Below are 26,641 nucleotides of genomic sequence, written 5' to 3' on the forward strand. Positions count from 1 at the left end.
CGCTGTTAGTTGGCAATTCTAAGCGATTTTCGAAGCGGCATTGCCGATCCGCTTACACCAGGCGCGCCCTACCCGCAACATCTCCATGCCCGTGAAAGCGGATCGCATGGGAATTTCAATTCTTCGAATCGCCCTTCGACTTGTCGCTCGGCACCGGCGGCAGCTTCGCGCCCTTGCCGCCGCCCTTCGAATGCGCCGAGCCGAAGCCGGCGCCCAGCTGGTTCGCAGCGCGATCCTGCTCGCGCCGGTTCTGCTCCACGTGGTCTTTCGGATGGTCTTTCATCATCATGTGCTCCTGGTGGTTACGACGAGATCACGCCGGCCAGGCGAAGCGCGGCCAGCAGATTGTTGAAGTCGGCTTGCGTGGGCGCCGCCGTCAGGTTGGCGATCGCCGGCTGGATCAGGACCGTCCCGCGCGTGCTACCGGCAGAGACGCCCGGAATCGCATGAACGTGGTCCGCGCGCGCATAAGCGGTCGAGGTACCCACCGCGGCGACCGACGCGAGCGCGGCCGGCGCCGTGGTGCTGGGTTGCGCGCCCGCGCTGTTCACGAAATCGGCGATTTCGTCGAGCTCGACGGGCGAGCCGCCCTCACTGAGATACACCCGTTCCTTGCCTGTCAGCATATGGCCTCCGCCTATTTGCGTTTCACTGGCGCGCGCCCCTTCGGCGCGCAATTCACGACACGATCAAGCCGCGTCGCCTGTTCCTTCGCCGAGCGCTGGGCGGCCGACAGCCGCTTGCGATCAGCCATGATTTCCTGCGCCTGGGCCAGCGTGTCGGCGTCCGAACGCGCGCGCCAGCGCGCCTCATCAGCACTGACCGTTGGCGCCGGCGATGCGCGTTTCGTTGCCATAGGGCCTCCGTTAGACGCTGGTGACGCCCGATACCGTCAGCGTCACGCCGGCACCGGAGGCTTCGATCGACATCCCCGCCTGGATTTTCTGGTTGATGAGGTCGATCAGGGTTTCGGACTCGCCAGGCGCGACCATCACGCGCGCCACGTGGTTCGCATCGCCGGCCGCGCCACTGGCCGGAACGAGGAACACGTCGACGGCCACGGGGGCCGCCGCGCCTGCTGGATTCCATGCGGATGCGGCATGGATGGCGCCGGTCGTGTTGCCGGGCATCGGGCCGTACACCTGCGCGGCCGCGCCCGTCAAAACCGCTTGGCAGAACTGAACATATTTCGTGGACATTTTTCACCAGGCCGGGACGTGACGAACCGTCCCATTATCGTTGATCGGAATCCACTTCGTCGGATTCCCGGCCAGGGGCGCGTTCGTCAGTGTCGCCGCCTGCGATGCTGCGCCGTCGAGAAGCGACGACGCGACTTTCAGCTGCCCATTCTTCGCCCGCACGCTCGCCGGCGGGGCGGCCGGCTCGGTATGCTGCTCGGCCAGCGTCTGGCGCGCGACGGGCGCGTGATCGACGACGGCCACCTGCGGCAGACGCGCCACCACCTCACTCGGCACCTGCTGCGCGCGCGCGGGCGCCGGCACGAATCCCAGCTCACGACGCTCCAGCTCCACCACCCGCCCGATCAGCGCGGCGAGGAGGGTGAGCGACGGGGCGGCCGCCGCGGTGGTGTCCTCGATGTCGTCGACGCGCTGGATCAGCTGTGTGAGGTCGATCCCCTGGCCGCCTCCACCGCGCCGTTGCAGCTTGAGCAGGAAGCGCCACCACACCTCCGTGACCGTGCGCCCGTCCCCGTTGAGGAAAGGCGTCCCGTAGGGCGGCATCGGCGCGGCAAGGTCATCGGCCATGGTTCACTCGTTGACGGGCTGAGCGTTGAGGAATGCCCCGTTGAGGGCAGTTTTGATCGGCGCCGACCAGAACAGCTCGAACACGCGATCGCGCGCCATCCCGAGCCGCTGGAACTGCACCGAGCGCAGGTAGTCGCCGAGCGGCCCGAGGTCGGATGCAATCGGGTTGCTCCACGTCTTCCCCTTCGTGTCGCTCCATCGCAGATAGACGGCCGTGTCGCCCTGAGCATAGGTCGACTGCTCGGCCCCCACCTCGAAGTCGGCGATCAGCTCGCGATAGAGCACCCGGTTTCCGACGTCGACCGAGTGCGGGAAGCCGCGCCGCCGCACGATCGGCGAGCCGTTGTCGGTCAGCGCGTCGCGATCGAGCAGATAGAGCTTGCCGTTCGCGTAGTCGCCGCCCACGTGCATCCCGTTCCAGAACGCGGCGGCCGCCACGCGGTGGCGATTCTCGCCGCCGTTCGCGTCCGTGTAGATCCATTCCGTCCATTGCTCGCTCGACAGGTCGTAGGCCCAGGTCTTGTTTGCCGTCGGGAACGACAGCACGTAGAACATGTGTCCCGACACCTGGAACGTATACGAGGTCGCGTCGGCGATCGTCGGGTAGGACTGCAGCTCGGAATCGAGCGCGAATGTCGAAATCTTCTTCGCCTCGAGCGCGACGGTGCGCATGATGATGGCGTGGCCCTGCGGATCGCGCGCGAGGAAGAACACGGACCCGTCCATCTGCTGGAGCGAGCCGACCGCGGCGCACCCGTGCTGGATGAACACCCCATCCATGCGTGAGAACGTGAAATCGGACGCGCCTGTGTTGGTCCACAGCTCGGCGGTCTGCGCGCCGAACAGCCAGATATTCCGGTTCGCGACGATCGAGCCCACCAGCGAGTCGGAATAGCCGTTCTTCGCGGCGAAGTCGAGCGAATCGAACGAAACCTGCTGGTACAGGCTGATATAGAACTGCGCGGTGCCAGGCCGGTTCAGGATGAAATACCCGTCCACCACGTCGACGCGGCTGGCGCCGTAGAACGCGGGATCCGACACCTGCGCGAAGGCCAGCGACGCCAGGTCGACGGTGTAGCCGTTGCCGGTGCCGTCGACGAGCAGCAGCGTCACGCTGTTGTCGTTCATCGCGACGGGGCCGCTCGAGGTCAGGATCGTGCCCAGCTTCTTCGGGGCGATCACGCCGTTGGCATCGAAAGCGATGTTGTAGAGGGCGTTCCCGCACACCCCGAAGAGCCGGCCGTTCGACGAGGTGAATTGCCCGCGCCAGCCCTGCTCAGGCACTTGGGCGAGCAGCGTGAGGCCCGGCATGAGGTGGTGCGTGGTCGGGAACGGCGAATCCTTCGGATTGGCCTCCATGTAGAGGTTCACGCACCGCTGCGCGGATGCGATGAGGCTCGGTGCCTGGTACGAGCCGACGAGCAGCGGAACGCGGGAGCGGGCCATCAGAAGCCACCGCCGCCGTATGGGTTGTAGATGTTCGGCACGCCGCCAATGCCGCCGCCGATATCCAGGCGCGGGATCTCGGCATTGGTGCCGCGCAGCCGGTTCAAGAGCTTCTTTGCGGTGGCGATCACTACCTGGTCGGGCGGCAGCCCGTACATCGGATAGAGCAGGACGGTCAGGTTGTACTCGATCGTGCGCTGGTAGATCGGCGGCATGTTGAAGGCCTCCGCCGGGTTCGTGAAGGTCTGCAGCTGCTGCATCAGCGTGAGGTGCAGCTCGAACGAGTTGTTCGGGATCGGCCAGATGAAGACGTTGCCGGTCGGAAAGCCGCGATCGTAGTAGATCAGCTGCGGCCAGGACGACAGATTCTTGAGGCGGATGCGGTCGTAGTCCTCGCGCGCGAACAGCGGGTCGAGGGGGTAGTCGATCGCCGACTGCGCGCCCGTCGCCAGCTGGCGGGCGAACGCCTGCTCGATGCGCTCCGGTCGCGCGATGTTGAAGTCGCAGCCCGGCCCGATGGTGTACGACTGCTTGCCCGTCGACATCGCGACGACATCGACGGTCTGATATACCAGGTAGCGATCGGTCTGCCATTCGGCGAGCATCGACACCATCTCGTCGAATGCGTCGTTCACGTCCTCGGGGCTGGCCGTCTGGCCGACACCCAGCACGTTCGCCCGCTTCAGCGCACGCGTGATGAGCTTCTTCGGCGTCGTCTGGGTGGTCGGCACGTCAGCTCCCCTGGTTGCCGGCACCGGCCCCGGACGCCGCGGCCTCGGCGGCAGCGCGCGCCGCCCGCTCGGCATTCGACGGCCGGCCCGGTCGCCCAGGCTGACGGGCCTTGCGGATCACGGTGCCCTGAGCAGTCGTGCCCGGTGCCGTGGCGACTTCCTCGCCGCTGTCGCGCGCGTCTTCGGGCGCGCCACCTTCCGGGCCGCCACCCTCCGGCCCGCGAGGGTCGCCGTTCTCGTCGATCTCGCCGAGCGCTGCGGCTTCCTCGAGCTCGTTCTCGACCGTCACGCCGCGGCCGTCCGGCAGCGTCACGTACTTGGGGTACTCGGAATAGGTGTACGGCGAGACATAGTTGCGCGGATCCCGCTTGTAGTGCGGATTGCGCTCGTCCAAATTGCTCATGGTTTTCCCGGAAAGATGAAGTCGGAGCGCGCCGCGAAGCGCGCCCCGAGCGGGTTACGACACTTGGATCGGCGCGAACACGCTGCAGCACCATTCCGGCCGCACCATCGTCTGGCCGAAGATGCAGTCCATCCGCGAGATTTCCTGGTAATTCACGATGTCGAAGCCCTTCACGTAGGCGATCGACATGCCCTTGTACGTGGAGTGCGCCGACTCGATCACGCCGGTTTTCGGCAGGAGGATGTCGGCCGAGGCGACGGTCATTGCCGACTCGTGGAACACCAGGTTCTTGCGGAAGGTTCCGCCGGCCGGGAGGAACGGCGTGATCGGCGCGTTGTTGGCCGGCGAAGCCGTGACGGTGCCGTACTGCACGTTGCCCGGCGTGATCGCGGGATAGATCGACAGCGACGTGGCGCCGTTGGCCGCCGGCGCGGTGAGCACGAATTGCTGCAGCTCGCCCGTCGATTGCTTCGTCACGCGGTTAAGCGCATACACTCCAGGAATCGAGATGATGTCGCCCGCGTTGAGCGTGCCCGACAGGGCGTTGATGAGGAGCGTATTGCCCGTCTGGCCCGCGCCGTTGACAGTGGCGGTGGTCGCCGTGCCGGCCGTATGCGTGATGATCGTCTGGTCTTCATAGAAGTCCAGGCCCAACGTGTCTTTCGACAGCATGCCGGTGCGGTACTGCTCGCTCAGCTTGATCTGCGGATTGAACAGGCCTGCCAGCGACGCAACCGCGGTCGCCTGCGTCATCGGATCCAGCACGGCATACCGATCGCCCTTCGGCGCGCTGTTGGTCGTCAGCTTCGCGCCGGCGAGGAGGAACGTCTGCGCGTCCGGCTTGATGATGTTGCCGTTCGAATCGAAATTCGCCACGGCGGCCGAGGCCATCTCCGACACGCCGATCACGGTGGTGGCCACCGCGCCGGCCAGGTTGTTCATCGCCGACTTGAGGATCCGCTCGCTGAAGTCGTCCAGCTTCAGGGTGAGATCAGCCTGCGTGAACGACACCGGCACGTTCTTCTGGTTGGAGAGCGTCAGCGTGGTTTGCGCTTCGTTCGTCGCCTGCGGAACGATGGTCGCGCCGTCGCCGACCACATAATCCACCGGATAGCGGATGCGCACGGTGTCGCCGATCTTCGCGCCGGTCCCGTTGAATTGATCGTCGTACTGCTTGTTGATGATGCCCAGCAGCGCATTGCTGTTCACGAATCGGTGAACGGCCTCGCGCGTGATCTTGCTGATTGTGAGAAGTTGGTTCGCTGCCACGGCTTATCCCTCATGGATCGATTGACGTTTGCCAGGCGGAAATCGCCTGACAGCTACGGCCGGGTAGCCGTCAATCGCCCCATGCGGGACTCACCCCGATACTTCACACGCAAGACTGTGCGCGAGCAGCTTTACTGCGCCCGGGCTTGTGGCCCGGTAGGTTGACCACCGATTACGGGTCGGTGTCGCCCGTCCTGCTCAGCGTGCCGCGCGCCGTTGCCGGTCCCGCGCCGCATGCCATTGCTCGTCCGACAGGTTGTCGTCGAGATCCACGTCACCACCACCACCGCCGCCGCCCGACGAACGCCCCGAGGGCGGCTCGATCGGCGGCGGCAACCGATTCCCCGCTTCATCGACAGCCATCGGCCGCATCGCGCCGGACAGCCGCGCGAGCTCGACGCCGAGCAGAATCGGGTCCATCGACGTCAGACGCGATGCCAGCTCGAGGTCGTTCCCGAGGCTGTACAGCACCCGGTGCGGGTTCTCCAGGCGGTTGATCGCCTGGAACATCGGCGCTGGGATGCCGCCGATCGCTCCGAACTGCTGCACCACCTGGTCGAAGTCCTGGAACTCCTTCCGACCCGCCTGCTCCGTTTTCTGGATGGAGGCCAGATATTCACGCTCCGCGATGCGCCGTGCTGCAATGCGCTCCGCCATTTCCTCGACCGCCTGCTGCGAAGGGGCAGCGCCGCCGGCTCGACCACCGCCCTCCCCGTTACCACCACCATCACCGCCATCACCACCGCCGCCAGCGCCGATTTGCTGCAGGAGGCGGGCATTCTCGGCCGCCAGACGCTCGGCATTCTGCTCGGCCTCCCGGCGTTGCCGGGTCAATTCGCCGATCCGCGTCATCGCCCACTTGGGAGGGGGCTCGCCGCGCCGGCTTCCGTCCGTGCCCTGCGGACCATCCTGATTCTCGGGCTGCTGCACCGCGTTATCGGACGCGTCGCCGTTTTCCTGCTTGGGGTCCATGATCGCCTTGGGTCATGTTTGGGAACTCCGCTCATCGCGGATGACGAAATTATAGTCAGAAGTCCGAAGTAATTTCAAAACAGCACAATCACCCCTGTCCGCCGGCTGGAAATCCCGGCTGGCTTGGCTGAGCGGCGGCCGGCAGCCAGCTCGGCAGTTGGCTCGCCTCGTTCATCGGGTCGCCTGCGGCATGTTCGACGCCCGGCAGCGGATCCCGCAAAGCGTCCGCGACGGTCTCGGCCGACACCTCGGGGCTGATAATCCCCAGCGCCTTCAGCCGCTCCGTGACGGCCTTGTAGGCGTTCACGGCCTTCTGGTGGTCCTCGTCGGTGCGCAGCGCCAGGTGGTTCAGGTAATCGATATCGTTGCGCTGCTGCTGGAGGCGATGCGTTTCCCCCTTGTCGGTGAGCGCCTGCTGGGCGGCCTGCAATTGCTGGCTCAGCTGCTGAACCTGCTGCTGCAGCTGCTGAACCTGCGGCGACGGTGCCTCGCCGAGCACAGCCGGATTCGACACGCGGATCCAGTTCTCCAGGCGCTCCGCGAGCTCGTCGGCCATCGGGAAATCCGCCGCGCGCAGGAACAGGTCGCCGGCCACGGACACCAGCTCGGCATTCTGGGACATGATTTCCTTGAACGCGTTGAACGCCTCGGCGCGCCGCGTCTGGAAATTCGGCCCGACATCCGCCACCACGTCGAACGTGCCGACACTTGGGTTGAAAATGCTCACGTCCCCGCGCTTCGAAATGCCCAGCGGCGATGTCGGCGCGATCTCCAGCGTCGTCTCCTTCTGGTCCTCGCCCTGCGTGCGGATGACGCGTTCCGTCGACATGACTTTCGGAATCAGGTCGATGAGGATCTTGCCCGTGAAGCGGATAGCCTTCGCCTGGCCGTCGATGAAATGGTAGGTGGCCCGCTCGCCCTGGCGCGCGCGCCGATCGATCGCTACGCCGGTGGTTTCGTTCGACGGCGCGCCCATCAAGGCATCGTATTGCCCACTCGCCATCTTCATCTGCTCCGCGGCCGCCTCCATGCCCGCCTCGTAGGCCGGCGAGATCGTCGGAGGCTGGGCACGCACCGGCGGCTGCAGCGGCTGCCCGGCGTCGTCATAGGCGTTGTATGGCAGCCAGGCGTGATTGATATGGTTCGCGGTCTTGTAGTAGTTCTCGTAGCCGGCGATCGCCTGCGGGGACGCGATCCAGGGCGTCTTTCCCTGAGCCTGGACGAACTCCGACTGCGAGCTCGCGTTGAAGTTGTACATCTTCTGCGGGTCGATCAGGTAGCGCACCAGCCCCTTGCGCTCGAGCTTCCCGTCCAACACGAACTCCTCGCCAATGCAGCGCACCAACGGGATGTACTTGCCGGCCCACCGGCGGCGCTCGATCACCTGCTCGCCGGCGATCAGATACCACCACACCTGACGGTCCTTGATGCGGCGCTTGTGCAGCTCGACGCCGCTTTCCTCGGCCTTGCGCACCAGCTCACGCAGCTGCTTGTCCATCTGCGACCACCGTACCGTGCGCACCTCGGCGCCGGCGCGGAACGCGTACATCCAATCCTTGCTCTCGACGACTTCGAAATATTCGAGGATCCGCGTGTAGCCCATGCGGCCCGTGACGCTCGGATCGGTCTCGATCGTCGTAGTCACGCCGAGCCCTTCCCGGCCGTATTTCTCCAGATACTCCTCATCGGGGATGTCGCTGAACAGGAACGCGAACATCGAGTCGGAGCCGTCCTGCTCCTTGATGTCGGGATCCATGTAGACCGAGAACGGGTCATCCACCTGGCGGATGAATATCTGCTGGTCGAAAGCGTTGTCGTCGATATAGTCGGTCTGGATCCGCCAGAATCCAATGCCGCCGCCCACCTGGAACTCCAGCGCGCGATCGTAGGCCGTCTGGGCATTGCTCAGGTATTCGATATGACGAATCACGGATTCAAACGCCTGCGCCGACTCGTAGGTTGCCCCGTTCGATACCGGATGCACCTTCACCGAGGGTTTCTGCGCCTTCCCGTCATTGACGACGGACAGCCAGTGCACGTGGGTCTTATTGATCGTGAGGCACGGTTTCTTGTCCGACTGACGGGCCGTCCGGATCAGATCGTCCCACTGGAAACCGTTGTCCGAATCGCCGACGAGAAACTGCATGTCGCGCAGCCCAAGGTCGTGCGATTCGCCCTCCCAATCGCGGCAGCGCTTCCAGCGCCGCTTGACGCGCGCGAGCACGGCAGCATTGCTGGTGCCGCGCTCGTCATCCAACGAGTGATCATCGCCGTCCATCGGAGAAATCCCAATCCGTGGCTGGCGAGGCCGACACGCCGACTACCCCGGGAAGGCGCCCGGTGCGCTTTGATCCTCACGACTGGCGGCCGATGGATGGATTCGAACCACCGCGCCGTAGGCTGATCGGCCAGAGCTGGGCTTTGCTGGGCTATCTTCTCCCACCCCCGGGCTGCACCATCGTCCCGGACACCGACCGGCCGCCATGCGTGAGGAGCCGGCAGCGGGCCTCGAACCCGCGCCTGCCCACGCCCGGGCGCGACGATCCCGGTCAGCAATTACGTGGGCCGCTCTGCCAACTGAGCTATGCCAGCAAAACATCTGCACTGCGAACGAATTCTAGCCTATCCAGCCATCCACCCATCCGAGTGACCGGCCAGCGCCGGCGGCTGGGCCGGCTGCTGCTCCTCCTTCTTCTTCGGCGCCACCAAGGACGGGAACAGCTCGGCCAGCGCCCAGAACAGCGCATCGGCCCGGTTCGGGGACCGCTCGCCGGTGTAGCCGTTCGTCGAGAACGCGTAGATCTCCTCCTCCAGCTCGGGGAAATGCCCGACGTGGCGCACGCGGCCGAGCTCGTAGAGCGCGCTGAACGGCTCGGCTCGCACCACCTTGCCGCGGCTAGCCCGCACCTGCTTGTACAGCGGCCGGCGGTCGAGATGCTGCGCCGCGGTGCGGATGACGAATCCCACCATGGCGCCACCGAAATTCACCTCGCCGACAATAGCATCGCCCTCCAGCCGTTCCCACACCGTGACCGCGACATTGCCCCAGACGCGCGGGCCGGCCAGCACGGTCGCATCCTCGAGCACGTAGGCATTCCCATCCGTGCCCAGCCCCACCGCGACGATGCCGATCGGATCGTTCCCTTCGTTGTTCTGCTCGTCGGCGCCGGACGGGTCCACGGCGATAATGATGCGCTGCATGTCCGGCAGCTCGTCGCCGTCCAGCACGCGCCATTTCTCGACGTCCGTATCCACGAACAGCGCATTCGGGTTCGCCTCGGCGAAATCCCCGTCGTAGAACCGCTTGCGCATGCGCGCCGCCATGTTGCGCAGATTCTCGATATAGCCGGCGGCCAGATTCTCCGAATTGCTCTCCGGGTTCATCTGGATCCGCACGTAGTCGTCCGGCTTCGCCAGCGGCTTGTTGTCGTCCGGATTCACCTTCTGCACAAACAGCTTGTAGGTCCAATGCGCCTTGCTGGGCGGGTTGCAGTCGTAGTAGTAGCGCATCGGCAGCAGGAACGGCGCGCGGCCCTCCAACTGCACATAGACCTTCTGCGCCAGGCGCGTGAGCACCAGCTGCTGCGCCGAGTAAGAGATTTCGCTGCACTCGTTCAGGTAGACGGTTGCGTACTCCTTCCCGAGAATCTTCTCCAGGCGCTTGCCGTCATCCAAGCCGGCGATCCAGATTTCCGAACCGTTCGGCAGCGTGAAATACCAATCGGACCTGTCGAGGTGCAGCTCCACGTCCGGAAAGCATAGCTTCGCCATCTTCGGGAACGTGTCGAGCGCGATCGCAGTCTTGGCCGCATTGAAGCGGAAGCGGGCGATCAGGTGCCGGCTGCCGGGCGCCATCACGGCGCGCATCATGATATTGCGGCAGTGCAGGAACGTTTTCCCGGAGCGCGAGCCCCCGAAGAACATCACATGCGTGGCCGCCCCGCCCGCGACGCCAAGCGCCTCTTGCTGGCGCGCGGTCAGGTGGAATTCAAGCTTGATCGTCACAGACGCTCATCCGCCGGCGTGACAGGAACGCCCACCATACCGCTGCCAGGCTTCTCCGCTTCCTTCAGCCCGTAGGCCTCCCGCTCGAGCGCGATGAGGTGGCGGAGGGTTTCCGACAGGCGTTTCATCGAATCGATGCGGCCGGCCGACGAAATCACCTTCTGGTAAATCTCGTTCAGCCGGTCGCGGCCGCGCTCATCCGGGCTGAACAGCAACACGCCCAGCTCCTGCAGGTGCTCGATCCCGCTCGTCTCGGCCTCGACCTCGGCCAGCAGCGTCATGGCGAGCTGCCGGGCGCGGGCGATGTCCGCTCGGTGCTCGCCGCGCACCTGGGCGATCCGAGCCGCGTTCGCGTCGATCACCTCGCGTTCCGTAACGGCACGTTGCCGCGTTACATCCTCCGTTACAGCCTGCTTTGTTACAAGCTCCTCCGCCTTGGCCTGTATGCGTTCGGCAAGGTCGCGGGTCCATCCTTCCTTGTCGGCCCGCCGCTTGATCGTTACATGGCTCACGCCGGGATGCGCTTTCGCGATTTCCCGGAGCGACAGCACGCCGGCCCGATATTCGGCCTCGATCCGCTCCCAATCGGGCTTTTCCTTCTCTTCCGCCATCCTTCCCTTCCCACATGGAAATACGCCGGGCGCGGAGCCCGGCGCGTGCCGTTAGGCCTTCTGCCGCACCTGCTCCCAGATGCCCGCGAAATGGACGAATTCCGCGACGGTTCGGCCATCGGCCGTGAGAGCAAGGCGGGGCCGTTCGGGAGTCTGGCTGTCGATCTGGTACCTTTCCGCCTCGATGACAATCGGCCCCGTCGGCGTGCTCACCACGTAAGTCCGCAGCTCGATCACAGGACATCCTCCAGGTATTTCTTCGTCTCGCCGAGCAGCCGCGTCACCTCACCGGACAGGCCGCGGCCGAGCACTTCCATTTCCTTGTGCCAGGACGCCAGCAGCGACAGGTGACGGTCATCCGCCTTCAGGTTCTCCAGCTCGGCCGCCACCGCGGCGCCGCGATTGATCACGAGCTGATAGCCAGCGGGCAGCCCGTCGACCGTGCCGTCGGCATAGATGCGAATCGGGGGGACGTTTTCCGTCACGCTGTGGATCTCGAACATGAGCTGCGACGCCGAGGCGGCAGCCTGGCCGGCGGGCGCCTCGGCGGGGATGGCGGGCGGCGCCGGGATCTGCCCGAGCGCGGGATCGAGCGCGGGCGCCGCGGTCGGCGGAATGCCGCCGGCATCCGCGAGCGTCGCGTCAGCGGGCAAGGATGGCAACGCCGCCGTTGTCGGAACCGGGTGGCCCGCGATCGAGTTCGTATCGGGAGCCGCCGCCGTCGAAAGCGTGGTCGTAGCCGAGGAGGAGGAAATGGTCGAGCTCTCGGCGGCGGCGCTCGGAATCGCGCTCGTGCCGGAAGACTCCAACGGGGCAGCCGCAGTACCAGAGGCTGGCGCCTCGCCGGACGACTCCAGTACCGTCACAGCCGCATCGGGCTGGGACGCAGCGGGCTCCCCCACCGGCGCGCCGCCCTCCGGAGCGGCCTGGGTTGCGGCCGGCACGTCCTCGGCCATCATCATCGGGATCGCGGCGCCGAGCAGCGCGCGAACGAGAAAGGTTCGTTTCATTTCACACTCCGAAAATAAGGATTACTACGATTATCCGGGAAACTGGCCCGGTCCAGAAACGCTACGGTCAGTGCATCGTGGTCGGCACCGGCGGCGAAGGCACGGCGCCCACCGTGACGCGCTCGCGCAGCCGAGCAATCACCTCCTCGAACCAGGCCGCCGAACCGGCCATGCCGCCCATCTCGCGCACGAACGCCAGGGTGCGCGCCGCCGCGCCGTCGAACACGATCTGGGGCTCGGCAAAGCTGCAGTTCATCACCTCAAACGGGCCGCCGCAGAAAATCAGGCGGCAATGATCGAACGTGCAGCGGTCGAACTCATTGCCGTCGAGCATGACGACGACGCCTGCGCCGAAGGTCATCCCAACGAATGAGCTCATCGCTCGTCGCCCGGCGGCAGCGCTGCGCGCGAACGTCGCTCCGCGTCCACCTCGTCGGCCAGCGCGAGCAGCGCGCGGTCCACCAACTGGTCGGGCGTCAGCTGCATCGCGCGAGCCTCGCGTTCGATCCGCGCGAGCGTGTACGGCGCGAGGCGACAGCTCTGCTGCGTTGCGCCGGTGATCGCGGCCGGCAGCGGAGCAACAGCGGGCGCCGGATACACCGCGGCATGGCCCATCATCAAATCTTTCATCGTCATGTCCTCATCGGTTGGTAAATCGCCGGATTCCCGGCTATTTCGGCTTTGGGCCGTTGTGAAGCGAATAGGTGTTCGGAAGCGGTCGGCGGACATGCGGCGCATAGCGGCCGCACACCTTGTCGTAGACAAACTCGACGCAGCCGGCCCGGCCGTTCGACTTCTTCCGCACCTTCTGCACGTGAACCTGAACGGGGTTGTCCTCGTTCGCCACGTCCCGGAAAACCGTGATGCAGTTGTCCGCCTTATTGCGCCAGTGCGCCGAGCCGCTGACGTCATAGGGAGTCGGCACCGGATAGGTGTTGGTGTCCTTGATCTTCTGCAGCTTCGTCGGGTGCGCGACTACCCATACGTGGACGCCGTTGCGGCGCGCGAAGGTCCGGATCTTCGTCAGCGCGCGCGAAATGAAGTCGGTCTCGCTGAAACCGTTTTCGCGCGTCGTGTCGACTTCGTTCCATGGATCGATCACCAGGCCGCGGATGCCGCGCTGGAGCACCAGCTGCTGCGCGGTGTCGAGCAGGCATTCGACGGTCGGCGCCTCCGGCAGCATGAAGCTGAAGTGGTCATTGATGAATTTCAACGCCTCGGCCATTTCGCCGTAGCTCATGCGCTCGGTGAACCCCTCGCTGAACGGCTTGCCGACGAACTTCTCCGCCAGCTTCTCGACGTGGTACTCGATCGGCTGGTTCTCGGGGGAGAAGAACGCGAAGGGCCAGCCGTAGGCGCGCGCGAGGTTGAGCGCAAGCGCATCCATCCATTCCGACTTGCCGTGCCCCGGGATGCCGGTTACGAGCGTCCACTCGCCGCTCATCACGCGATAGGTGCCGTCCATCTCCGGCCAGCACGTCGACACGCCGCGCGCTGGGCCGTGCTCGTAATCGTTGTGGATCTGCTCGATCAAGTCCTCGACGTGATACGTGCCCTCGATCGGAAGCGGGCGCGCATTGCCGAGGCAATCGCCCAGCACCTCGGCACCATGCTTGACCAGCACGTCGTTCGCATCCTTGCAACCTTCCGGCCACACGACTACCTGGCATTTCTCGCGGCCGAGCCGCCGAACAAGCTCCTCCTGCAGACGGACGCCCGGCGCATCGTTGTCGACGGCGATGATGTGCAGCGCCACCTCCTCGATGGCGGGATCCGCGAGGAAATCGAATTTCGTCTCGTAGGACCTGGAATCCGGCGCGGGCGCGCCGTCCGGAACGGAGATGCAGCTGAGCAGCCCGGTCATCTCCACGGACAGCTTGTCCATCTCGCCCTCGACCCACACGACGACTGCCGGATCGATGTCGTTCAGCCCGTACAGCACGCGCTCGGCGCCGGCGGCCATCCGGAAAAGCTTGTCGCTGGTCCGGTACTTGACGTTCACGACATCGGCACCGCGCAGGTACGGGAACATGATGCACCGGCGCTCCGCCTCGACCTGGGGGAAGTACTCGCGCCCCAGCGCGATCCGGTTGCGCTCCACCACCGCCTCGCTGATACCGCGGCCGGCGAACCACTCGAGCATCATCGCCCGTTTGTCGGCGGTGGCCGGCTGGGACTCTGGCGCGAACGTGGGCCGCGTGTACACCTTGCGCACCTCGGGCCGCTGCCACTCGCCGCCCTTGAGCGTGCCGCTCCAGCCGCAATGCCAGCAGTTCCACACGCCCTTGTCCGTGTTCACGTTCAGGCATGGGTAGTTCCGCTTCTTGCGGTGCGGCGAGCATTGCGGGCAAGGAACCTTCACCTCGGCGCCCGTCTTGTTGCCGAGATCGATGTTGAAGTCGTGGAAGGTCTTCACAGCACCACCTGCGGCGCGCCGCCGTCGTCGATATCGGGCGCCCCACCAATGCGGGCCCAATCGTCGCGAATCGCGTTCATGAACGCCTGATCCCAGTCGACGTAGCGGTAGCCCTTGGCCTTCGCGGTCGACACGAAATGCTCGAGGCGACGCTCCAGGTGTCGGTGTCCCTTCTCGGCCGCCCACTCCCGCACGCGCTCGCTGATGCCAAAGCCGTCGGGCAGCGCTGTTTTCCGCGAGGCCGCCTTGGGCTTCTTCGGCGCCTCGGATGCGTCGCCCGACTCGGCGGGCGATATCTGTTGGTTCTGGTTCTGGCTGTGGTTCTGGTTAAGGTTCTGGTTCTGGTTAGGTTCTGGATTTCGATACTGTTCCTGCGGGTCTTCGGGAACCCTATCGATACCGTTATTTTTCCCGCCGTTGACCGTATCGGAAGGGGGAGTAAGGCCGTCCAAAAAGTCTTTCGAGAGGTTCTTTCCGAACTCGCGAAGGCGATCGGCCAGGACATTCTTCACGCCACAGTCATCGGGGATCTGGGCGTACATCTTGGCGGCCGCCTTCCCGACGTTCGGATTCTCGAACGGGTTCCACTTCAGGAACTTCTCGATCACGATCCATTTCGAATCGGCATTAACCGTTACGAAACCGTTTCGAGACAGTTCCTCAAACCCTTTCTCTAACCGTTCCGGGGTCCACCGGATATCTTCGCAGGCATAGGCTGTCGGCAATCGGAAACAGCCGAGCATGTTGGCGTGCGGGGAGGTGAGCAGGTAGACGGCCAGCATGCGGCCGTCGTCCGACAGCGCGCCGATCGTCTTGGATGTCCAAAACGAGGCGTGGATGTTGCCGTAGTTACGCATTGGGGGTGTTGCTCCGGAAGCAAATGCGCGCCGCCAAGGCGCTTTCCATGCGGGCGATCTGCTCGGCGCTACGGGCACGGATCTCGGCCCGCTGCCAGTAGGCTGCGCGAACGCGGCCGCACCGACTGATCGTCGGCAGCAGCACGAGGCGGCCGAACGCCGCGATTCGCGCCTCGCGCGCCTCGTCGTCGCGAGGCGGCGGGATGGTGGGGCGAAGGCGATAGATCATCGAGCCGCCCCAGCCGCCACAGGTTCGTCCACCGATGCCGTTTCACTGGAAGGGGGCACGAATTCAGGCCAGATATCCCGCCAGTCCATGGGCCGAAGGTCGCACCGAGTGACAGCCCCTCCTGTCGCCCGCTCGATACGAATGCAACGCGCAGGAGAGATCGGCGCCGTACCCGCTGCCATCTGCGAGAGGAACGAAGCCGACACACCGATTTCGTCAGCGAGCTTTGCCGCGCCGCCGCGCTCGAGCTTCGATAGGTAGGTCTTCAGGTCCATAGTCAAGTAGAAGTTAAGTGTTCGGGCCAACAGAGTTTAATGAACACTAAACCTCGGCGTCAAGCTTGCAAGTTTAGAAAAAACTAATCAAACTCTCGCGCATGGAAATCGCAGACATTCGCCGCGAGCGGCTTCGACAGTGGTTCGAAAAGCGCTCAATCCCGCCCCGTGAGAAGAGCTACTTTTCTCAGTTGATGAGCGGTTCCGCCCCCTTCGGAGAGCGGTCAGCTCGACGCCTGGAAAGGGACTACGGAATGGACCCGGGCTACCTTGACCTTCCCTTGGGCATATCGACAGCCGACGCCTTAGCGAAGATAGCTCCGCAGGACAGCAGCATACATATCCCGCGCTTCAACACCGGGGGCGCCATGGGCGAAGGAGTAGAACTGCGTGATCAACCTGGCGTGATCGAGACGCTGCGCGTAAGTCACGAATGGCTCGCGAAGAACCTCCGCAACTACAGCGCGGTAGAGAATCTGGCTGTGGTCACCGGTTTTGGTGATTCTATGCGCCCGCTTTTCAACTCCGGCGACCCTCTCATCGCAGACATCGGGGTGAAGATCGTGGAGTTCGACGCGATATATTTTTTCCGGGTCGGTTCGGAGGGCTTCATAAAGCGCCTTCAGAGAATTCCGACTGAGAAGGGCCTCATCATTCGCGCGAAGTCGGAAAACGCCAGCTACGATCCGTGGGATATCACGCCCAGCATGGATTTCGAGGTCTTTGGTCGGATTCTGAAAATCTGGCGCAGCGAGGACTTCTAAGATTTTTCGCCCCGTGCCAATTTTTTCTTGACCTTGAGTTTAGTGTTCAATAAACTCCGATCATCGTCACACAAGACAACGAGGCAGAAATGAAACTCTGGCAAATCCACTACAAGCTGTGCCGCGCTTCGGCACGCATCGCAGCACCGGTCATGCGCGCCGCCGGCTTCCGGTTCTCGAAGGCCTCGCGCGATAACCGCCTCATCAACGCCTTGATCGATCGTGTCGCCGCGAACCTGCTGGCCGACGGCATCGAACCGGGGACGCTCACTTTCTGACCCACGCCGCCCAGCGCGGCTATTTCTTCACGCGAATACTTCGTAGTCCGAAGTATCTAGGGGATTTTTGCGCCCGCGATTTGCGGGATTTGGAAGGTGGTGCGCGGCGGGTACCAGCCGCACGCGCACCGTACTACTTGAGGACACAGACTATGTGCAAAACGGATTCTACACTCGGGGCAGCCGAAATCAAACCAGTGGTGCAGCGCCCTTCCGACCGCATCGACCCGGCCCACGCCGCCGTTGTCGAAAGCGGCCGCGCGATCAACCTTCTGAATCACACATTCCGCGCGTTGATCGCCATGAACGCCGTGGCCAAGGTCTTGATGGCGAACGGCATCGGCAACGACTGTGGGCAGCCCATCGTCGCCGGCAACATCGAAGGCGGCCTCATCGACGCTCTCGTGTGCCTTTCCGATTATGCCGCCGGCGAGATCGAGTTTTTCGCCGATCGCGCCCACAACGAATACGACCGCCAGAACAAGAACGAGGTGAGCCGTGGCTAAGACCGTCACCCAGGCAACGCGTGCGGCCGCGCATGCCCCCACTCCCTTCGGGGAGCGCCTGGCCGAATGTCGCGGTCGTTCGAAGCTGAGCCAACAGGCGCTCGCAGATGCGGCTAGCGTCAGCCAGACCATGATTTCGGCTCTCGAATGCGGTCGAAATCAAATCGACTACTTCGCAATCTTCTCGCTGGCCGACGCGCTCGGCGTCGACGCGCGCTGGCTCGCTACCGGTGAGGCACCTCGGCCGAAAATCGGGGATATCGTCACGGCGAGCGTGAGCGATCCGGACAACATTGCCAAGGGCATCTATCGGCTGTGCTCGGCTTTCTTCGAGGCCGCTGCGCTGTTCGATGTGATCCATCGCGCCATCGCCGACGGCGAGGAGGAACAGGTCGATCTCATCTCGTTGACCGCGCTCGGCCGTGAACACGCCAACCTCGCCGCCCAGCGCGCCGAGAATCTGGCGAAGGAGGTGACCCGTGGTTGATATCCGCTCGATCGTCACCGTCGAGAAGGAAATCGACGGCGGCTGCCACACGGCCGGCCTCAAAGTCGCCGGCGGCCAGCCCATCATCGCGGCGCCTCAGCAAGCCTGGTACCTGCTCGATATCGCGCTGAATACGCTCTGGCCGATGTCGGAAGATGAGGACAAGGTCTACGGCGCGATCGTCCCGGCTGCAACAGCGCGTGCCCTCATCCAGTCTGCCGAGGAAGCGATCGCGAACGCAGTCCGGCCCGAGGAACAGGCGGTGTTTCGCATGGAGTACCAGGCCGAGGAGAAGAACAGTGGCTGATAGCAAAATCACGATCGCGAGACCGACCCTCGCCTTGGCCGGCGACACGCTCGCCGCCGCATCGAAACTCTGCGACCAGCTCAATCTCCTCTTCATGATGATCGAGCGCGGAAACGATGAAGGCGACGGGGGCGACGTGCAGCTTCTCGCGCAAATCGGCCGCACGCTCACCAGCAACGGCTACAACAACTTCGGAATGATCGCAGACCAAATCCGGGAGGGCGGCGCAAATGGCTAAATCACCGTCCACGATCGGCGGCGTTATCGCAGCGCTCAGCGACTGCATCGACTTCAGCACGCTTTCCGATGAAGACCTGGCCCAGCTGGCAAACGCAACGACTGCCGCAACCACCGCCGCCGAAGAACTTGCCGAGGTAGTTGAGGGAATCGGCTGTCTCATCGCGGAGGATATCGCCGAAGGCACCAGCGGAGCACTCCAGGACTCCTCTACTCCGCACTTACTCTGGTTCATTTCCCGGCAGGTCGCGGAAATCGCGATCGTCAACAAAGTGGGAAGTGACGCGGCGTTTTTCATCAAATCGCGTCGAAGCGCCACAGAAAGCGCCGGAGGGACGAAGCATGGCTAAGCGAAACGCTAAGCGCATCCTCGCCCCTGAATACCGCGCCAGCGCCGAGGCTTTCGTGAAACTCCTGGCCGACCTGGGTTCGGTACATCCCGACTGCATCTACTTCTTCCACGTCTCGGCCGCGCTGCTGTCGGCCGTCGAGGGCAAGTCCAAGGAATGGATCAGCGGCTTCTATGACGCCCTGGGGCTGCTCATCGAGGAGTCTGGCGTTCGCGGTACCACCTGGAGCCCGATGCGGGATCTGGAAGACCCGGACTGGTGGTACGAGGAAGACCCGGCAGGGGGCAGCGATGCTCAAGCGTGAACTGTCGCCCGAATACCGCGCTGGCGTCGAGGCCTTCATGACCATCGCGCGCCGCCTCGACGCCGACAACATCGGCCCGGGCACCCGCCACCACGCGCGCCCGGGCCCTCCCCTCACCGTCCAAGACGTCTCCTGCTTGATCGAAACCGCATCCGCACAGCTCTCGCTCCCTGAGCGCGAGGGTTTCGTCGACGCGATCTCCCTTTTTCTTCGATCGGTGATCACGGGGTTGGGTACGCCGGTCATCGGGAAATGGGATGCCGCCACCGAACTTGAATACCCCGAGGGAATGCCCCGTGACGATGAAGACTGAACCCCGGAAAAGTGCCGCCGATCGCGAAGTGGATCTCGAAATCAGTTTCGAGCACTTCCACGGCCTCATGCAGCTGCCGCGGATCGTGCAAATCGGCGAGACCATTTACCCCGTCGATGCGCATCTGGAGACGATCGTTACCGGATGGTGCGCCGTGTTCGTCGGCTATTCGGCCGGCCTCATGGGCTATGCCGATTTCAAGCTGCCCGCGCAATGGAGCGTGCAGCGCCAGGTGGCCGGCCCGGCGCAGCTGCGCGACGCGCGCGATCGGGTGCGGGCCTGGATCGTCGAGCGCGGCTATCGCACCGAGCCGAAACTCGTGCTGCTGCCGAGGATATACCTCACGCTCGAGGCCGACGACGAGGACGGTATCCGCGTCGCTATCGTCGATCGGGCTTCGGGGAACCGCATGCGCGTCTCGCCCTGGCTCGCCTCGGACGACATCCGTTCGATCGACCGCTACCGCGCCGAGCAAGCGGCCTGGTTGAGCGAGATCCGCCCGCGCGCCGCCGATCCCTTCGCCTACTGGTGAACCCATGCGAACCGTTCTCAAGCGGTTGGTGATGGCCGCCTACAACCACGGCATCATCAACCGCCGCTTCACCGCCAAGCTGTTCCGACTCTTCAACCTCAGGAGCTTCTAACCATGCTGACCATCGAAATTTCGGGCGATACCATTCGCCTGACTTCCAACTCGCATAACCAGGCCGAATCCACGCGCACCGTTGTTTCCGGCCCCGCCGTGAGCACGGAGACGTTCTTCGAACTCGGCGAGGTCGCCACCGACGCTCACGGCGACAGCATCGGCATCTACGCCGGCATCATGCGCGGCATGGGCGACGCGACCGACTACCACCTGTTCCTCGTCGACGGCGACACCAAGCTCGCCTGGAAACATGCGATGGCGTGGGGTGCCCAAGCTGGCGACTCGCTGCCCCGCCGACGCGAGCAGTCGCTGCTCTTCGCCAACTTGCCCGAGCACTTCGCGAAGGAGCCGTACTGGTCTTGCGAGGAGTCCGAGTCGAATTCCGGCTGGGCGTGGTGCCAGTACTTCGGCAACGGCAGCCAGGGCAGCTACCGCCAGGACAACGAGTTCCGGGCCCGGGCCGTCCGCAGATTGTTCATTTAGTTTCGATCATTTCCAACAGGCATCACTCCCGGCCGACGGCCTAACCAACACGGAGTTTCACCATGGGTCAAATCATCGCAATCGCGCTGCTCGCGGCGCTTGTATCCTTCGCAGTCCGTATCGTCCCGGTTATCGTTCGCGCGCCGTGGCAACCGAAGCCGCTCATCTGGGCCGGCGCCGGCGCGGTCGTGTTCGTCCTTGGCATTCTCTTCGCGTGCTTCACGCAGGTGGCGCAGTCGCATATCGGCATCGTGACCACCTTCGGGAAGATCCAGGCTGACACGCTCGGCGAGGGGCCGCACCTGGTCGCGCCGGTATCGCAGGTCCATGAGGTTTTCGTCGGGACCGACGTTGCGCGCGTCGATAAGGCGCAGGCCGCATCGAAGGATCTGCAGTCCGTCCACACGGACCTGACCATGAACTACCGCGTCGACCCGTCCAAGGCCCGCGCGCTGTTCGCTATGGCGCCGTCGCTCGAGTACGAGAGCGCCTACGTCCAGCCGGCCATGCAGGAGGTATTCAAGGCCGTCGTCTCGCGCTACACCGCCGAGGAGCTGGTGACGAAGCGGGCCTTGGTGTCGACTGACATCCAGAACGCCCTCATCGCGAAGCTGACCGGCTACGGCTTCATCGTGCGCGACATCAACATCACCGGCTTCGCCTTCAGCAAGGCATTCGACGACGCGATCGAGGCAAAGGTGACGGCCAGCCAGAAGGCCGAGCAAGCCGAGCGCGACCTGCAGCGCGTCAAGTACGAGGCCGACCAGAAGATCGCGGCCGCCCGCGGCGAGGCCGAGGCGATCGCCATCCAGGCGACTGCCATCAAGACCAACGGTGGTGAGGAATATCTGCGCCTGCAGGCCATCAACCATTGGGACGGCAAGCTTCCCGTCTATCTCGCGCCCGGCGCGCCGATGCCCTTCATCAACGCAGGGCACTGATCATGAGCTTCCTCACGAACTTCGCCGACAAGAAGATCGACGAATACCCCTGCTATGACCGATCCTGCGAGCTCGTCGCCGAGCACACGCGCCGATGGCTCGCGAACGGCAACATCCTGAACGACGGCGATATCGCCTACCTGCTGCATCGCAGCCTGGCGGCGATGTACAACGGCCTGGCCGACGAGATGAAAGCGGCGCTCGCCAGCGTGGTCGCCGCGCTCATTCTCCGCGGCATGTCGCCCGAGGATATCGCCGACTTCGTGGCCGGCGCGCCGCCGAAGGTCCACTAACCCGAGCGGCCTATGAGCAACGTCATCGACTGGAGCAAATACGGCCGCGCTCCCGCCCCCTCGCGGGCGCGGCCCGACATCACGCTCGAATACCACGGCGACGGCGCGCGCACCTGGTGCACCGCGACCTTTCCCATCGAGCAATTCGAGACCGTCAAATCGATGGTCGACCGTCAAATCGAATTCTGGAAGCAAGGTGAGAACGATGCAGCTACCTGACCACAAGGACCTGCACGGCTGCGTGAAAGTCATCCTCGGCGACATCCTCGAATGCAGCGTCGTGGACATCCTCAAGCTGCCCTTCGGATCGCGCATTCACGCGCGCTGGGACACGATCATCTGCGGCGAGCGGCGCACCATTCGCCGGTCGTTCCAGGACGATCCGGAGCGAGGCCCCGCACGAACTCAGCTTGAGGAGTGGCGGCCGGCGATTCGCTCTGCGTTCGAGAGCGAAGAGCGTGCGCGCATGAAATACGGGGCGACCCTGTGTATGCCCCTTGTATCTGGCCCGGGAAATGTGATGCGCGCTATCGAGGCCGAACTGAAACGCCTCGAGGCCAGGACCGGCAGCACCCTCTTCGACGCTGGTACGTCTGAAGCATGCTATCGAATCCGCAAGGTGATCGCCGCCGCGACCGCACCCGACTCGAATCCGAGTTCTGGAGCGAAATCAATGCCTTCCGGGCTCACCAACGTTCGCGAGCCGATGCCCTACATCATGCCCGCTGTCGTGCGTGTGTGCCTCATCAGCGATGCCGAATGCTCGCAGGGGTGCGGCGACGGGCCGTGCAAGCGCGATGGTGATGGGGGTGCCGCATGAAGCTAGACCCCAACAAGGCATGCGCGAACCGAAAAGAAAATTGGTTCTGGGCTGCCGTGCATGACGCTCTCGCCCATCCTCTCATGCCCCTTACAGGCTACAGCCGGTTCGCAATGCGTTTCCACGATTGGACATCGCATAAGGCGTGGCCGCGAGAAGCCGATCGCGCGGTGCTGGAGGTTTGGTTTTCCTCGCCGTATGGAGCGCTGCGTGTCCGAAATCCGCGGCCTGGCTACTGGACGGTCGATCACGGCCAAGTGCATCACCAGTTCGGCACCGTGGCAGACAACGCCGATCAGGCCGTCGGTGACGCACTCTGCCACTTTCGCGATCTCGACAAGCATTTCGGTGGCCGGTTTGCCTCCCAAGACAATGGAGGCGGAGCATGAAGCCCTTCACTCTCCTCCATGCCGTGATAGCCGGCCGCGACGCCGAGCGCTTTTTCGACCGCGAGCGCGATCGCGTGAAGAACGAGTACGTCGACGCCGAGAACGCCAAGCGTGGCGTGAAGTCGGAGCCGCCGACGGCCGACGGCGCACTCATCTACACGCGGCCGCCGAATGCAGCGCAGCGGATCGCCGCCAAGCAGCAGGAGCGCAACCTGAAACGCCTACGGAGCCGGAAATGAACAAGGCCCTCAGTCTCCAGGAAGCCGCCGACCTGCTCGGCGTCTCGTACTCGTTCATCTACCCGCGCCGCCGCGACCTCGGCTTTTTCAAGCTCGGGGGCGTCTGGCGCGTCTGGCCCGAAACCCTGAAGGAACGCACGTCCGGTTACAATGCCGACCGACCGGCGCGGACGGACGATGAGGAACACAGACTATGCCCATCCGAAAGCGCAACGGCGTCTACTATCTCGACCTGCGATCACCAAGTGGAGAAAGAATACGCCGAACTTGTGGGACTTCCGACCGGACGGAAGCTGAGGAGTATCACGACCGGGTGAAATCGGAACTGTGGCGCGTGCATCGCCTTGGCGAGCGCCCGCGGCACAAGTATGAGGAGGCCGTGGTTCGATACCTGAAAGAGCAGGCCAGAATGAGCGATTACGCCAACTTGGTGCGGCATTTGCGGCACTTTGGAACGTATTTCGCAGGAAGGTATCTCGACAGCATCACGGCCGCCGAGATTCTGGCCGCCCTCCCGGACAAGCTGTATCGGGGTGAGCGTACCGGCATCCCGACTGTAGCAACGCGGAACCGATACCTCGGGACGCTGCGCAGCATGCTTTACCGCGCCGCCGGCAAGTGGGAATGGCTCGAGCGCGCGCCGAAGCTGCCCGAGGAACGCGAGGACAACAAGCGAATTCGGTGGATCACCCAGGAAGAGGCACAGCGCCTGATCCGGGCGATCAATACCGAGTGGTTGCGCGATGTAACCGCGTTCGGTTTCGCGACCGGGCTGCGCCAGGCCAACATCATCGGCCTGGAGTGGTCCCAGCTCGACCTGGTAGCCCGGCGCGCGTGGATCCATCCGGACCAGGCGAAGGCCAGGAAGCCGATCGGCGTGCCGCTGAACCATGAGGCTGTAGCGCTCATCAGGAAGCAAATCGGGCGTCACAGCCGGTTCGTGTTCGTGCGGAACGGCAATCCGATCGTGTCGTGGGATCGTGACCAGTGGGTGGCCGCCTGCGCGCGCGCGAACATCGAGAACTTTCGGTTCCACGATGTTCGCCACACATGGGCGAGCTGGCATGTGCAGCGCGGCACGCCGCTCGAGCGCCTGAAGGAGCTGGGCGGCTGGGCCAGCTACGACATGGTGCTGCGTTATGCGCACCTCGCGCCGGACCATCTGGCCCGCCATGCCGATGCGGTCACGCTTTGGTCACAGGATGCGCCGGAATCTTCGGTCACAGGCCTGAAAGCCGTGTAGCAGGGTGGCCGGGAAACCTTGATGCATAAGGCTAACGGCGATCCATGCCAAAGCTGTAGGCGAAGCGCTCAGGCGGCCTGCTGCTGGAACTGGATGCGATGCAGGTGCGCGTAGAGCCCGTTGCGGCGCAGCAGCTCGTCGTGGCTGCCTTCCTCGGCGATGCGGCCCGCCTCGAGCACCAGGATCCGGTCGGCGCGCTCGATGGTCGACAGCCGGTGCGCGATGACGAGCGTGGTGCGCCCTTCCATCAGCCGCTCCAGCGCGGCCTGCACGTGCCGTTCGGATTCCGAATCGAGCGCCGAGGTGGCCTCGTCGAGGATCAGGATCGGCGCGTCCTTGTAGATCGCGCGCGCGATCGCCAGGCGCTGGCGCTGGCCGCCCGACAGGCGCATGCCGTTGCCGCCGATCAGCGTGTCCATGCCCTCGGGCATCGCCGCCACCATCTCGGCCAGGTTGGCGGCCTCGAGCGCGGCCTGCACGCGCTCGCGATTCGGGGTGCCGCCATAGGCGACGTTGGCCGCGATGCTGTCGTTGAACAGCACCACGTCCTGGCTGACCATCGCCAGTTGGCTGCGCAACGCATGCACGTCGTAGTCGACGATCGGCACGCCGTCGACCAGGATCGCGCCGTCGGTGGCGTCGAAGAAGCGCGGCAGCAGGTTCACCAGGGTCGACTTGCCGCCGCCCGAGGGCCCGGCCAGCGCCACCATCTCGCCCGGCGCGACCTTGAAGGAGATCCGGTCGAGCGTGGGGCGCTCGCTCGCGCCGTAGTCGAAGGACACCGCGCGGTATTCGATCTCGCCGCGCGCCTGGGCCAGCGGCCGGCCGCCGCCCTTGGGCTCGAGCGGCTCGTCGATCAGGCCGAAGATCAGCTCGGCGGCCGTCATGCCGCGCTGCAGCGGCTGGTTCACGTCGATCAGGTGCTTGAGCGGCGAGATCACCAGCAGCATCGAGGTGACGAAGGCCACGAAGCCGCCCACCGTGGTCTGGTCGTTGGCCGACTGCACCACCGCGATGGTGATCACGATCGCCAGCGCGATCGAGGACAGGAACTGCGTGATCGGCTGGGCCAGGCCGCCCGAGATCGTCATGCGCATCGCGTAGCCGCGCAGGCGCTTGCTCATCGCCGTGAAGCGGTCCATCTCGTAGCGCTCGCCGTTGTGGGTCTTGACCACCTTGTAGCCGGCCACGGTCTCCTCAACGATGTAGGACAGCTCGTTGGTCAGCGTCTGGTGCTCGCGGTTCAGGCGCCGCAGGCGGCGGTTGATCTTGCTGACCAGCCAGCCGATGCCGGGCAGGATCACCGCGACGATCAGCGTGAGCTGCCAGTTCAGGTAGAACAGGTAGCCGAGCAGGAAGATCACCGTCATCGAGTCGCGCACCAGGGTGATCATCACGCCGGTCAGCACGCTGAGGATCTGGTTCACCTCGAACACCACCGCGTTGATCACGGTGCTGGCCGTCTCGCGCTGGAAGAACGAGGCGCTGGTGTGGATCATGCGCTCGAACATCTCCAGCCGCAGCTTCAGCAGGATCCGGTTCGAGACGTAGTTGAGCAGGTAGTTCGAGGCGTATTGCGCGACGCCGCGCACCAGCGCCAGGCCGATGATCGCGGCCGGCACGAACCACTTGGCGCGTTCGCTGCTGTGCGCGCCGAAGCCGTGGTCGAGCAGCGGCTTGAGCATGGCGGGAATCCCGGCCTCGGTCGCCGCCACCACGCCCATCGCGACGATCGCCAGCACGATGATCAGGATCAGCGGGCGGATATACGGCCAGAGGCGGCGCATCACCGCCTGCGGCGAGGTGTTGGCGCCCGTGCCGATCGACTTGCGCAGGGTGTTCTGGGTTTCCAAATCAGGTCCTTCCAGGTTGCCGCGCGAATTCGCGGCGCTATGCTCGACGACGAATCGCCGCACATCAAAAAATTGGCGAAACATTATAGCCTTCCGCCCATCCCGAAACCGGGGCCGGAGGAGGGCCGCCGCGACGGCGCCCGGAAGCGGCCGCCGCGCGGGCGCCGGGGGGTATACTCGCGCGCACCGCCTGTCTCG

At 64.5% G+C, this 26,641-nt stretch carries 41 protein-coding genes and 1 tRNA gene; 19 read left to right on the forward strand and 23 right to left on the reverse strand.

The features are described from left to right. Window positions 1–115: 115 nt before the first annotated feature. The 22 genes from BM43_RS41375 to BM43_RS39155 form a co-directional block, all read right to left on the reverse strand. Window positions 116–289: a hypothetical protein gene (locus tag BM43_RS41375; RefSeq protein WP_155296533.1), complete on the reverse strand. Its 174-nt coding sequence runs from the start codon at window positions 287–289 to the stop codon at window positions 116–118. 13 nt (window positions 290–302) lie between these two features. Further along, window positions 303–626, reverse strand: a complete 324-nt coding sequence (locus BM43_RS37610; protein ID WP_052409245.1) for a hypothetical protein — start codon at window positions 624–626, stop codon at window positions 303–305. A gap of 11 nt (window positions 627–637) precedes the next feature. Beyond that, window positions 638–856, reverse strand: coding sequence for a hypothetical protein (locus BM43_RS19185; RefSeq protein WP_036049774.1), 219 nt, complete (start codon window positions 854–856; stop codon window positions 638–640). A gap of 10 nt (window positions 857–866) precedes the next feature. Next, window positions 867–1,199, reverse strand: a complete 333-nt coding sequence (locus BM43_RS19190; protein WP_111946354.1) for a hypothetical protein — start codon at window positions 1,197–1,199, stop codon at window positions 867–869. Between the two features lie 3 nt (window positions 1,200–1,202). Beyond that, window positions 1,203–1,766 (reverse strand): hypothetical protein, encoded by a 564-nt coding sequence (locus BM43_RS19195; RefSeq protein ID WP_036049769.1) that lies wholly within the window; start codon window positions 1,764–1,766, stop codon window positions 1,203–1,205. 3 nt (window positions 1,767–1,769) lie between these two features. After that, on the reverse strand, window positions 1,770–3,212 hold the full coding sequence (locus BM43_RS19200) for a packaged DNA stabilization protein (protein WP_036049766.1): 1,443 nt from the start codon (window positions 3,210–3,212) through the stop codon (window positions 1,770–1,772). Beyond that, a complete protein-coding gene (locus BM43_RS41380) occupies window positions 3,212–3,943 on the reverse strand; it encodes a hypothetical protein (RefSeq protein ID WP_036049764.1) in 732 nt (243 codons plus the stop codon). The genes BM43_RS19200 and BM43_RS41380 overlap by 1 nt, the downstream gene beginning before the upstream one ends. A gap of 1 nt (window position 3,944) precedes the next feature. After that, on the reverse strand, window positions 3,945–4,346 hold the full coding sequence (locus BM43_RS19210; protein ID WP_036049761.1) for a hypothetical protein: 402 nt from the start codon (window positions 4,344–4,346) through the stop codon (window positions 3,945–3,947). 54 nt (window positions 4,347–4,400) lie between these two features. Further along, entirely contained in the window at window positions 4,401–5,615 is a 1,215-nt protein-coding gene (locus tag BM43_RS19215) for a P22 phage major capsid protein family protein (RefSeq protein WP_042286053.1), read from the reverse strand. A 198-nt stretch (window positions 5,616–5,813) separates the two neighbouring features. Then, window positions 5,814–6,587 (reverse strand): hypothetical protein, encoded by a 774-nt coding sequence (locus BM43_RS42300; protein ID WP_036049758.1) that lies wholly within the window; start codon window positions 6,585–6,587, stop codon window positions 5,814–5,816. 88 nt (window positions 6,588–6,675) lie between these two features. Continuing rightward, a complete protein-coding gene (locus BM43_RS19225) occupies window positions 6,676–8,865 on the reverse strand; it encodes a portal protein (protein WP_036049755.1) in 2,190 nt (729 codons plus the stop codon). Between the two features lie 215 nt (window positions 8,866–9,080). Then, a tRNA-OTHER gene (locus BM43_RS19230) sits at window positions 9,081–9,179 on the reverse strand. Between the two features lie 30 nt (window positions 9,180–9,209). Beyond that, a complete protein-coding gene (locus tag BM43_RS19235; protein WP_052409244.1) occupies window positions 9,210–10,592 on the reverse strand; it encodes a phage terminase large subunit in 1,383 nt (460 codons plus the stop codon). Further along, window positions 10,589–11,203, reverse strand: coding sequence for a hypothetical protein (locus BM43_RS19240; RefSeq protein ID WP_042286051.1), 615 nt, complete (start codon window positions 11,201–11,203; stop codon window positions 10,589–10,591). The genes BM43_RS19235 and BM43_RS19240 overlap by 4 nt, the downstream gene beginning before the upstream one ends. A gap of 51 nt (window positions 11,204–11,254) precedes the next feature. Next, window positions 11,255–11,440: a hypothetical protein gene (locus BM43_RS19245; protein WP_036049752.1), complete on the reverse strand. Its 186-nt coding sequence runs from the start codon at window positions 11,438–11,440 to the stop codon at window positions 11,255–11,257. Next, a complete protein-coding gene (locus tag BM43_RS40605; protein ID WP_042286049.1) occupies window positions 11,437–12,213 on the reverse strand; it encodes a hypothetical protein in 777 nt (258 codons plus the stop codon). The genes BM43_RS19245 and BM43_RS40605 overlap by 4 nt, the downstream gene beginning before the upstream one ends. A gap of 67 nt (window positions 12,214–12,280) precedes the next feature. Then, entirely contained in the window at window positions 12,281–12,592 is a 312-nt protein-coding gene (locus BM43_RS19255) for a hypothetical protein (RefSeq protein ID WP_127841027.1), read from the reverse strand. Then, window positions 12,589–12,843 carry a hypothetical protein gene (locus BM43_RS19260; RefSeq protein ID WP_127841026.1) on the reverse strand — a complete coding sequence of 85 codons (255 nt, stop codon included), beginning with the start codon at window positions 12,841–12,843 and terminating at the stop codon, window positions 12,589–12,591. Before BM43_RS19260 ends, BM43_RS19255 begins: the two co-directional genes overlap by 4 nt. 40 nt (window positions 12,844–12,883) lie before the next feature. After that, a complete protein-coding gene (locus tag BM43_RS19265; protein WP_045577484.1) occupies window positions 12,884–14,629 on the reverse strand; it encodes an AAA family ATPase in 1,746 nt (581 codons plus the stop codon). After that, the gene (locus tag BM43_RS37615) at window positions 14,626–15,486 is read right to left on the reverse strand and encodes a hypothetical protein (RefSeq protein WP_052409243.1); all 861 of its coding nucleotides are present in this window, start codon (window positions 15,484–15,486) and stop codon (window positions 14,626–14,628) included. Before BM43_RS37615 ends, BM43_RS19265 begins: the two co-directional genes overlap by 4 nt. Then, window positions 15,479–15,715, reverse strand: a complete 237-nt coding sequence (locus BM43_RS19275) for a hypothetical protein (RefSeq protein ID WP_036049744.1) — start codon at window positions 15,713–15,715, stop codon at window positions 15,479–15,481. The genes BM43_RS37615 and BM43_RS19275 overlap by 8 nt, the downstream gene beginning before the upstream one ends. Further along, on the reverse strand, window positions 15,712–15,990 hold the full coding sequence (locus BM43_RS39155) for a transcriptional regulator (protein WP_080742188.1): 279 nt from the start codon (window positions 15,988–15,990) through the stop codon (window positions 15,712–15,714). Before BM43_RS39155 ends, BM43_RS19275 begins: the two co-directional genes overlap by 4 nt. A gap of 101 nt (window positions 15,991–16,091) precedes the next feature. Between BM43_RS39155 and BM43_RS19280 the strand changes: the two genes are divergently transcribed. From BM43_RS19280 to BM43_RS19365, 19 genes are all read left to right on the forward strand, one after another. Then, the gene (locus BM43_RS19280) at window positions 16,092–16,754 is read left to right on the forward strand and encodes a S24 family peptidase (protein ID WP_036049742.1); all 663 of its coding nucleotides are present in this window, start codon (window positions 16,092–16,094) and stop codon (window positions 16,752–16,754) included. Between the two features lie 89 nt (window positions 16,755–16,843). Further along, on the forward strand, window positions 16,844–17,032 hold the full coding sequence (locus BM43_RS19285) for a hypothetical protein (protein WP_036049740.1): 189 nt from the start codon (window positions 16,844–16,846) through the stop codon (window positions 17,030–17,032). Window positions 17,033–17,184: 152 nt separating this feature from the next. Continuing rightward, entirely contained in the window at window positions 17,185–17,538 is a 354-nt protein-coding gene (locus tag BM43_RS19290) for a hypothetical protein (RefSeq protein WP_127841025.1), read from the forward strand. Beyond that, window positions 17,531–18,025, forward strand: coding sequence for a helix-turn-helix domain-containing protein (locus BM43_RS19295; RefSeq protein WP_036049735.1), 495 nt, complete (start codon window positions 17,531–17,533; stop codon window positions 18,023–18,025). The genes BM43_RS19290 and BM43_RS19295 overlap by 8 nt, the downstream gene beginning before the upstream one ends. Beyond that, complete coding sequence (locus BM43_RS19300; protein ID WP_036049733.1) at window positions 18,018–18,332, forward strand: hypothetical protein; 315 nt, start codon at window positions 18,018–18,020, stop codon at window positions 18,330–18,332. The genes BM43_RS19295 and BM43_RS19300 overlap by 8 nt, the downstream gene beginning before the upstream one ends. After that, the gene (locus tag BM43_RS19305) at window positions 18,325–18,570 is read left to right on the forward strand and encodes a hypothetical protein (protein WP_127841024.1); all 246 of its coding nucleotides are present in this window, start codon (window positions 18,325–18,327) and stop codon (window positions 18,568–18,570) included. The genes BM43_RS19300 and BM43_RS19305 overlap by 8 nt, the downstream gene beginning before the upstream one ends. After that, window positions 18,563–18,919 (forward strand): hypothetical protein, encoded by a 357-nt coding sequence (locus tag BM43_RS19310; protein ID WP_036049728.1) that lies wholly within the window; start codon window positions 18,563–18,565, stop codon window positions 18,917–18,919. Before BM43_RS19305 ends, BM43_RS19310 begins: the two co-directional genes overlap by 8 nt. After that, window positions 18,912–19,223, forward strand: coding sequence for a hypothetical protein (locus BM43_RS19315; RefSeq protein ID WP_036049726.1), 312 nt, complete (start codon window positions 18,912–18,914; stop codon window positions 19,221–19,223). The genes BM43_RS19310 and BM43_RS19315 overlap by 8 nt, the downstream gene beginning before the upstream one ends. Next, entirely contained in the window at window positions 19,210–19,536 is a 327-nt protein-coding gene (locus BM43_RS19320) for a hypothetical protein (protein ID WP_036049724.1), read from the forward strand. The genes BM43_RS19315 and BM43_RS19320 overlap by 14 nt, the downstream gene beginning before the upstream one ends. Continuing rightward, a complete protein-coding gene (locus tag BM43_RS19325) occupies window positions 19,481–20,068 on the forward strand; it encodes a hypothetical protein (protein ID WP_127841023.1) in 588 nt (195 codons plus the stop codon). Before BM43_RS19320 ends, BM43_RS19325 begins: the two co-directional genes overlap by 56 nt. 114 nt (window positions 20,069–20,182) lie before the next feature. Further along, window positions 20,183–20,665 (forward strand): Lcl C-terminal domain-containing protein, encoded by a 483-nt coding sequence (locus BM43_RS39160; RefSeq protein ID WP_052409241.1) that lies wholly within the window; start codon window positions 20,183–20,185, stop codon window positions 20,663–20,665. Window positions 20,666–20,727: 62 nt separating this feature from the next. Next, the gene (locus BM43_RS19335) at window positions 20,728–21,606 is read left to right on the forward strand and encodes a prohibitin family protein (RefSeq protein WP_052409240.1); all 879 of its coding nucleotides are present in this window, start codon (window positions 20,728–20,730) and stop codon (window positions 21,604–21,606) included. A 2-nt stretch (window positions 21,607–21,608) separates the two neighbouring features. Then, entirely contained in the window at window positions 21,609–21,899 is a 291-nt protein-coding gene (locus BM43_RS19340) for a hypothetical protein (RefSeq protein ID WP_036049721.1), read from the forward strand. A 12-nt stretch (window positions 21,900–21,911) separates the two neighbouring features. Further along, complete coding sequence (locus tag BM43_RS19345; protein WP_036049719.1) at window positions 21,912–22,118, forward strand: hypothetical protein; 207 nt, start codon at window positions 21,912–21,914, stop codon at window positions 22,116–22,118. Next, window positions 22,105–22,719 (forward strand): hypothetical protein, encoded by a 615-nt coding sequence (locus BM43_RS19350; protein WP_036049716.1) that lies wholly within the window; start codon window positions 22,105–22,107, stop codon window positions 22,717–22,719. Before BM43_RS19345 ends, BM43_RS19350 begins: the two co-directional genes overlap by 14 nt. Next, window positions 22,716–23,108 (forward strand): hypothetical protein, encoded by a 393-nt coding sequence (locus BM43_RS40610; protein ID WP_127841022.1) that lies wholly within the window; start codon window positions 22,716–22,718, stop codon window positions 23,106–23,108. Before BM43_RS19350 ends, BM43_RS40610 begins: the two co-directional genes overlap by 4 nt. Continuing rightward, window positions 23,105–23,347, forward strand: coding sequence for a hypothetical protein (locus BM43_RS19355; protein ID WP_036049713.1), 243 nt, complete (start codon window positions 23,105–23,107; stop codon window positions 23,345–23,347). The genes BM43_RS40610 and BM43_RS19355 overlap by 4 nt, the downstream gene beginning before the upstream one ends. Further along, window positions 23,344–23,664 carry a helix-turn-helix domain-containing protein gene (locus BM43_RS42305; RefSeq protein WP_227742924.1) on the forward strand — a complete coding sequence of 107 codons (321 nt, stop codon included), beginning with the start codon at window positions 23,344–23,346 and terminating at the stop codon, window positions 23,662–23,664. The genes BM43_RS19355 and BM43_RS42305 overlap by 4 nt, the downstream gene beginning before the upstream one ends. Further along, the gene (locus BM43_RS19365) at window positions 23,661–24,590 is read left to right on the forward strand and encodes a tyrosine-type recombinase/integrase (protein ID WP_227742923.1); all 930 of its coding nucleotides are present in this window, start codon (window positions 23,661–23,663) and stop codon (window positions 24,588–24,590) included. Before BM43_RS42305 ends, BM43_RS19365 begins: the two co-directional genes overlap by 4 nt. A gap of 68 nt (window positions 24,591–24,658) precedes the next feature. Here the strand turns inward: BM43_RS19365 and msbA are convergent, their stop codons facing one another. After that, on the reverse strand, window positions 24,659–26,443 hold the full coding sequence (gene msbA, locus BM43_RS19370; RefSeq protein WP_025096514.1) for a lipid A export permease/ATP-binding protein MsbA: 1,785 nt from the start codon (window positions 26,441–26,443) through the stop codon (window positions 24,659–24,661). Window positions 26,444–26,641 lie beyond the last annotated feature (198 nt).

The organism is Burkholderia gladioli, from assembly GCF_000959725.1.
GTDB classification, from domain to species: Bacteria; Pseudomonadota; Gammaproteobacteria; order Burkholderiales; family Burkholderiaceae; genus Burkholderia; species Burkholderia gladioli.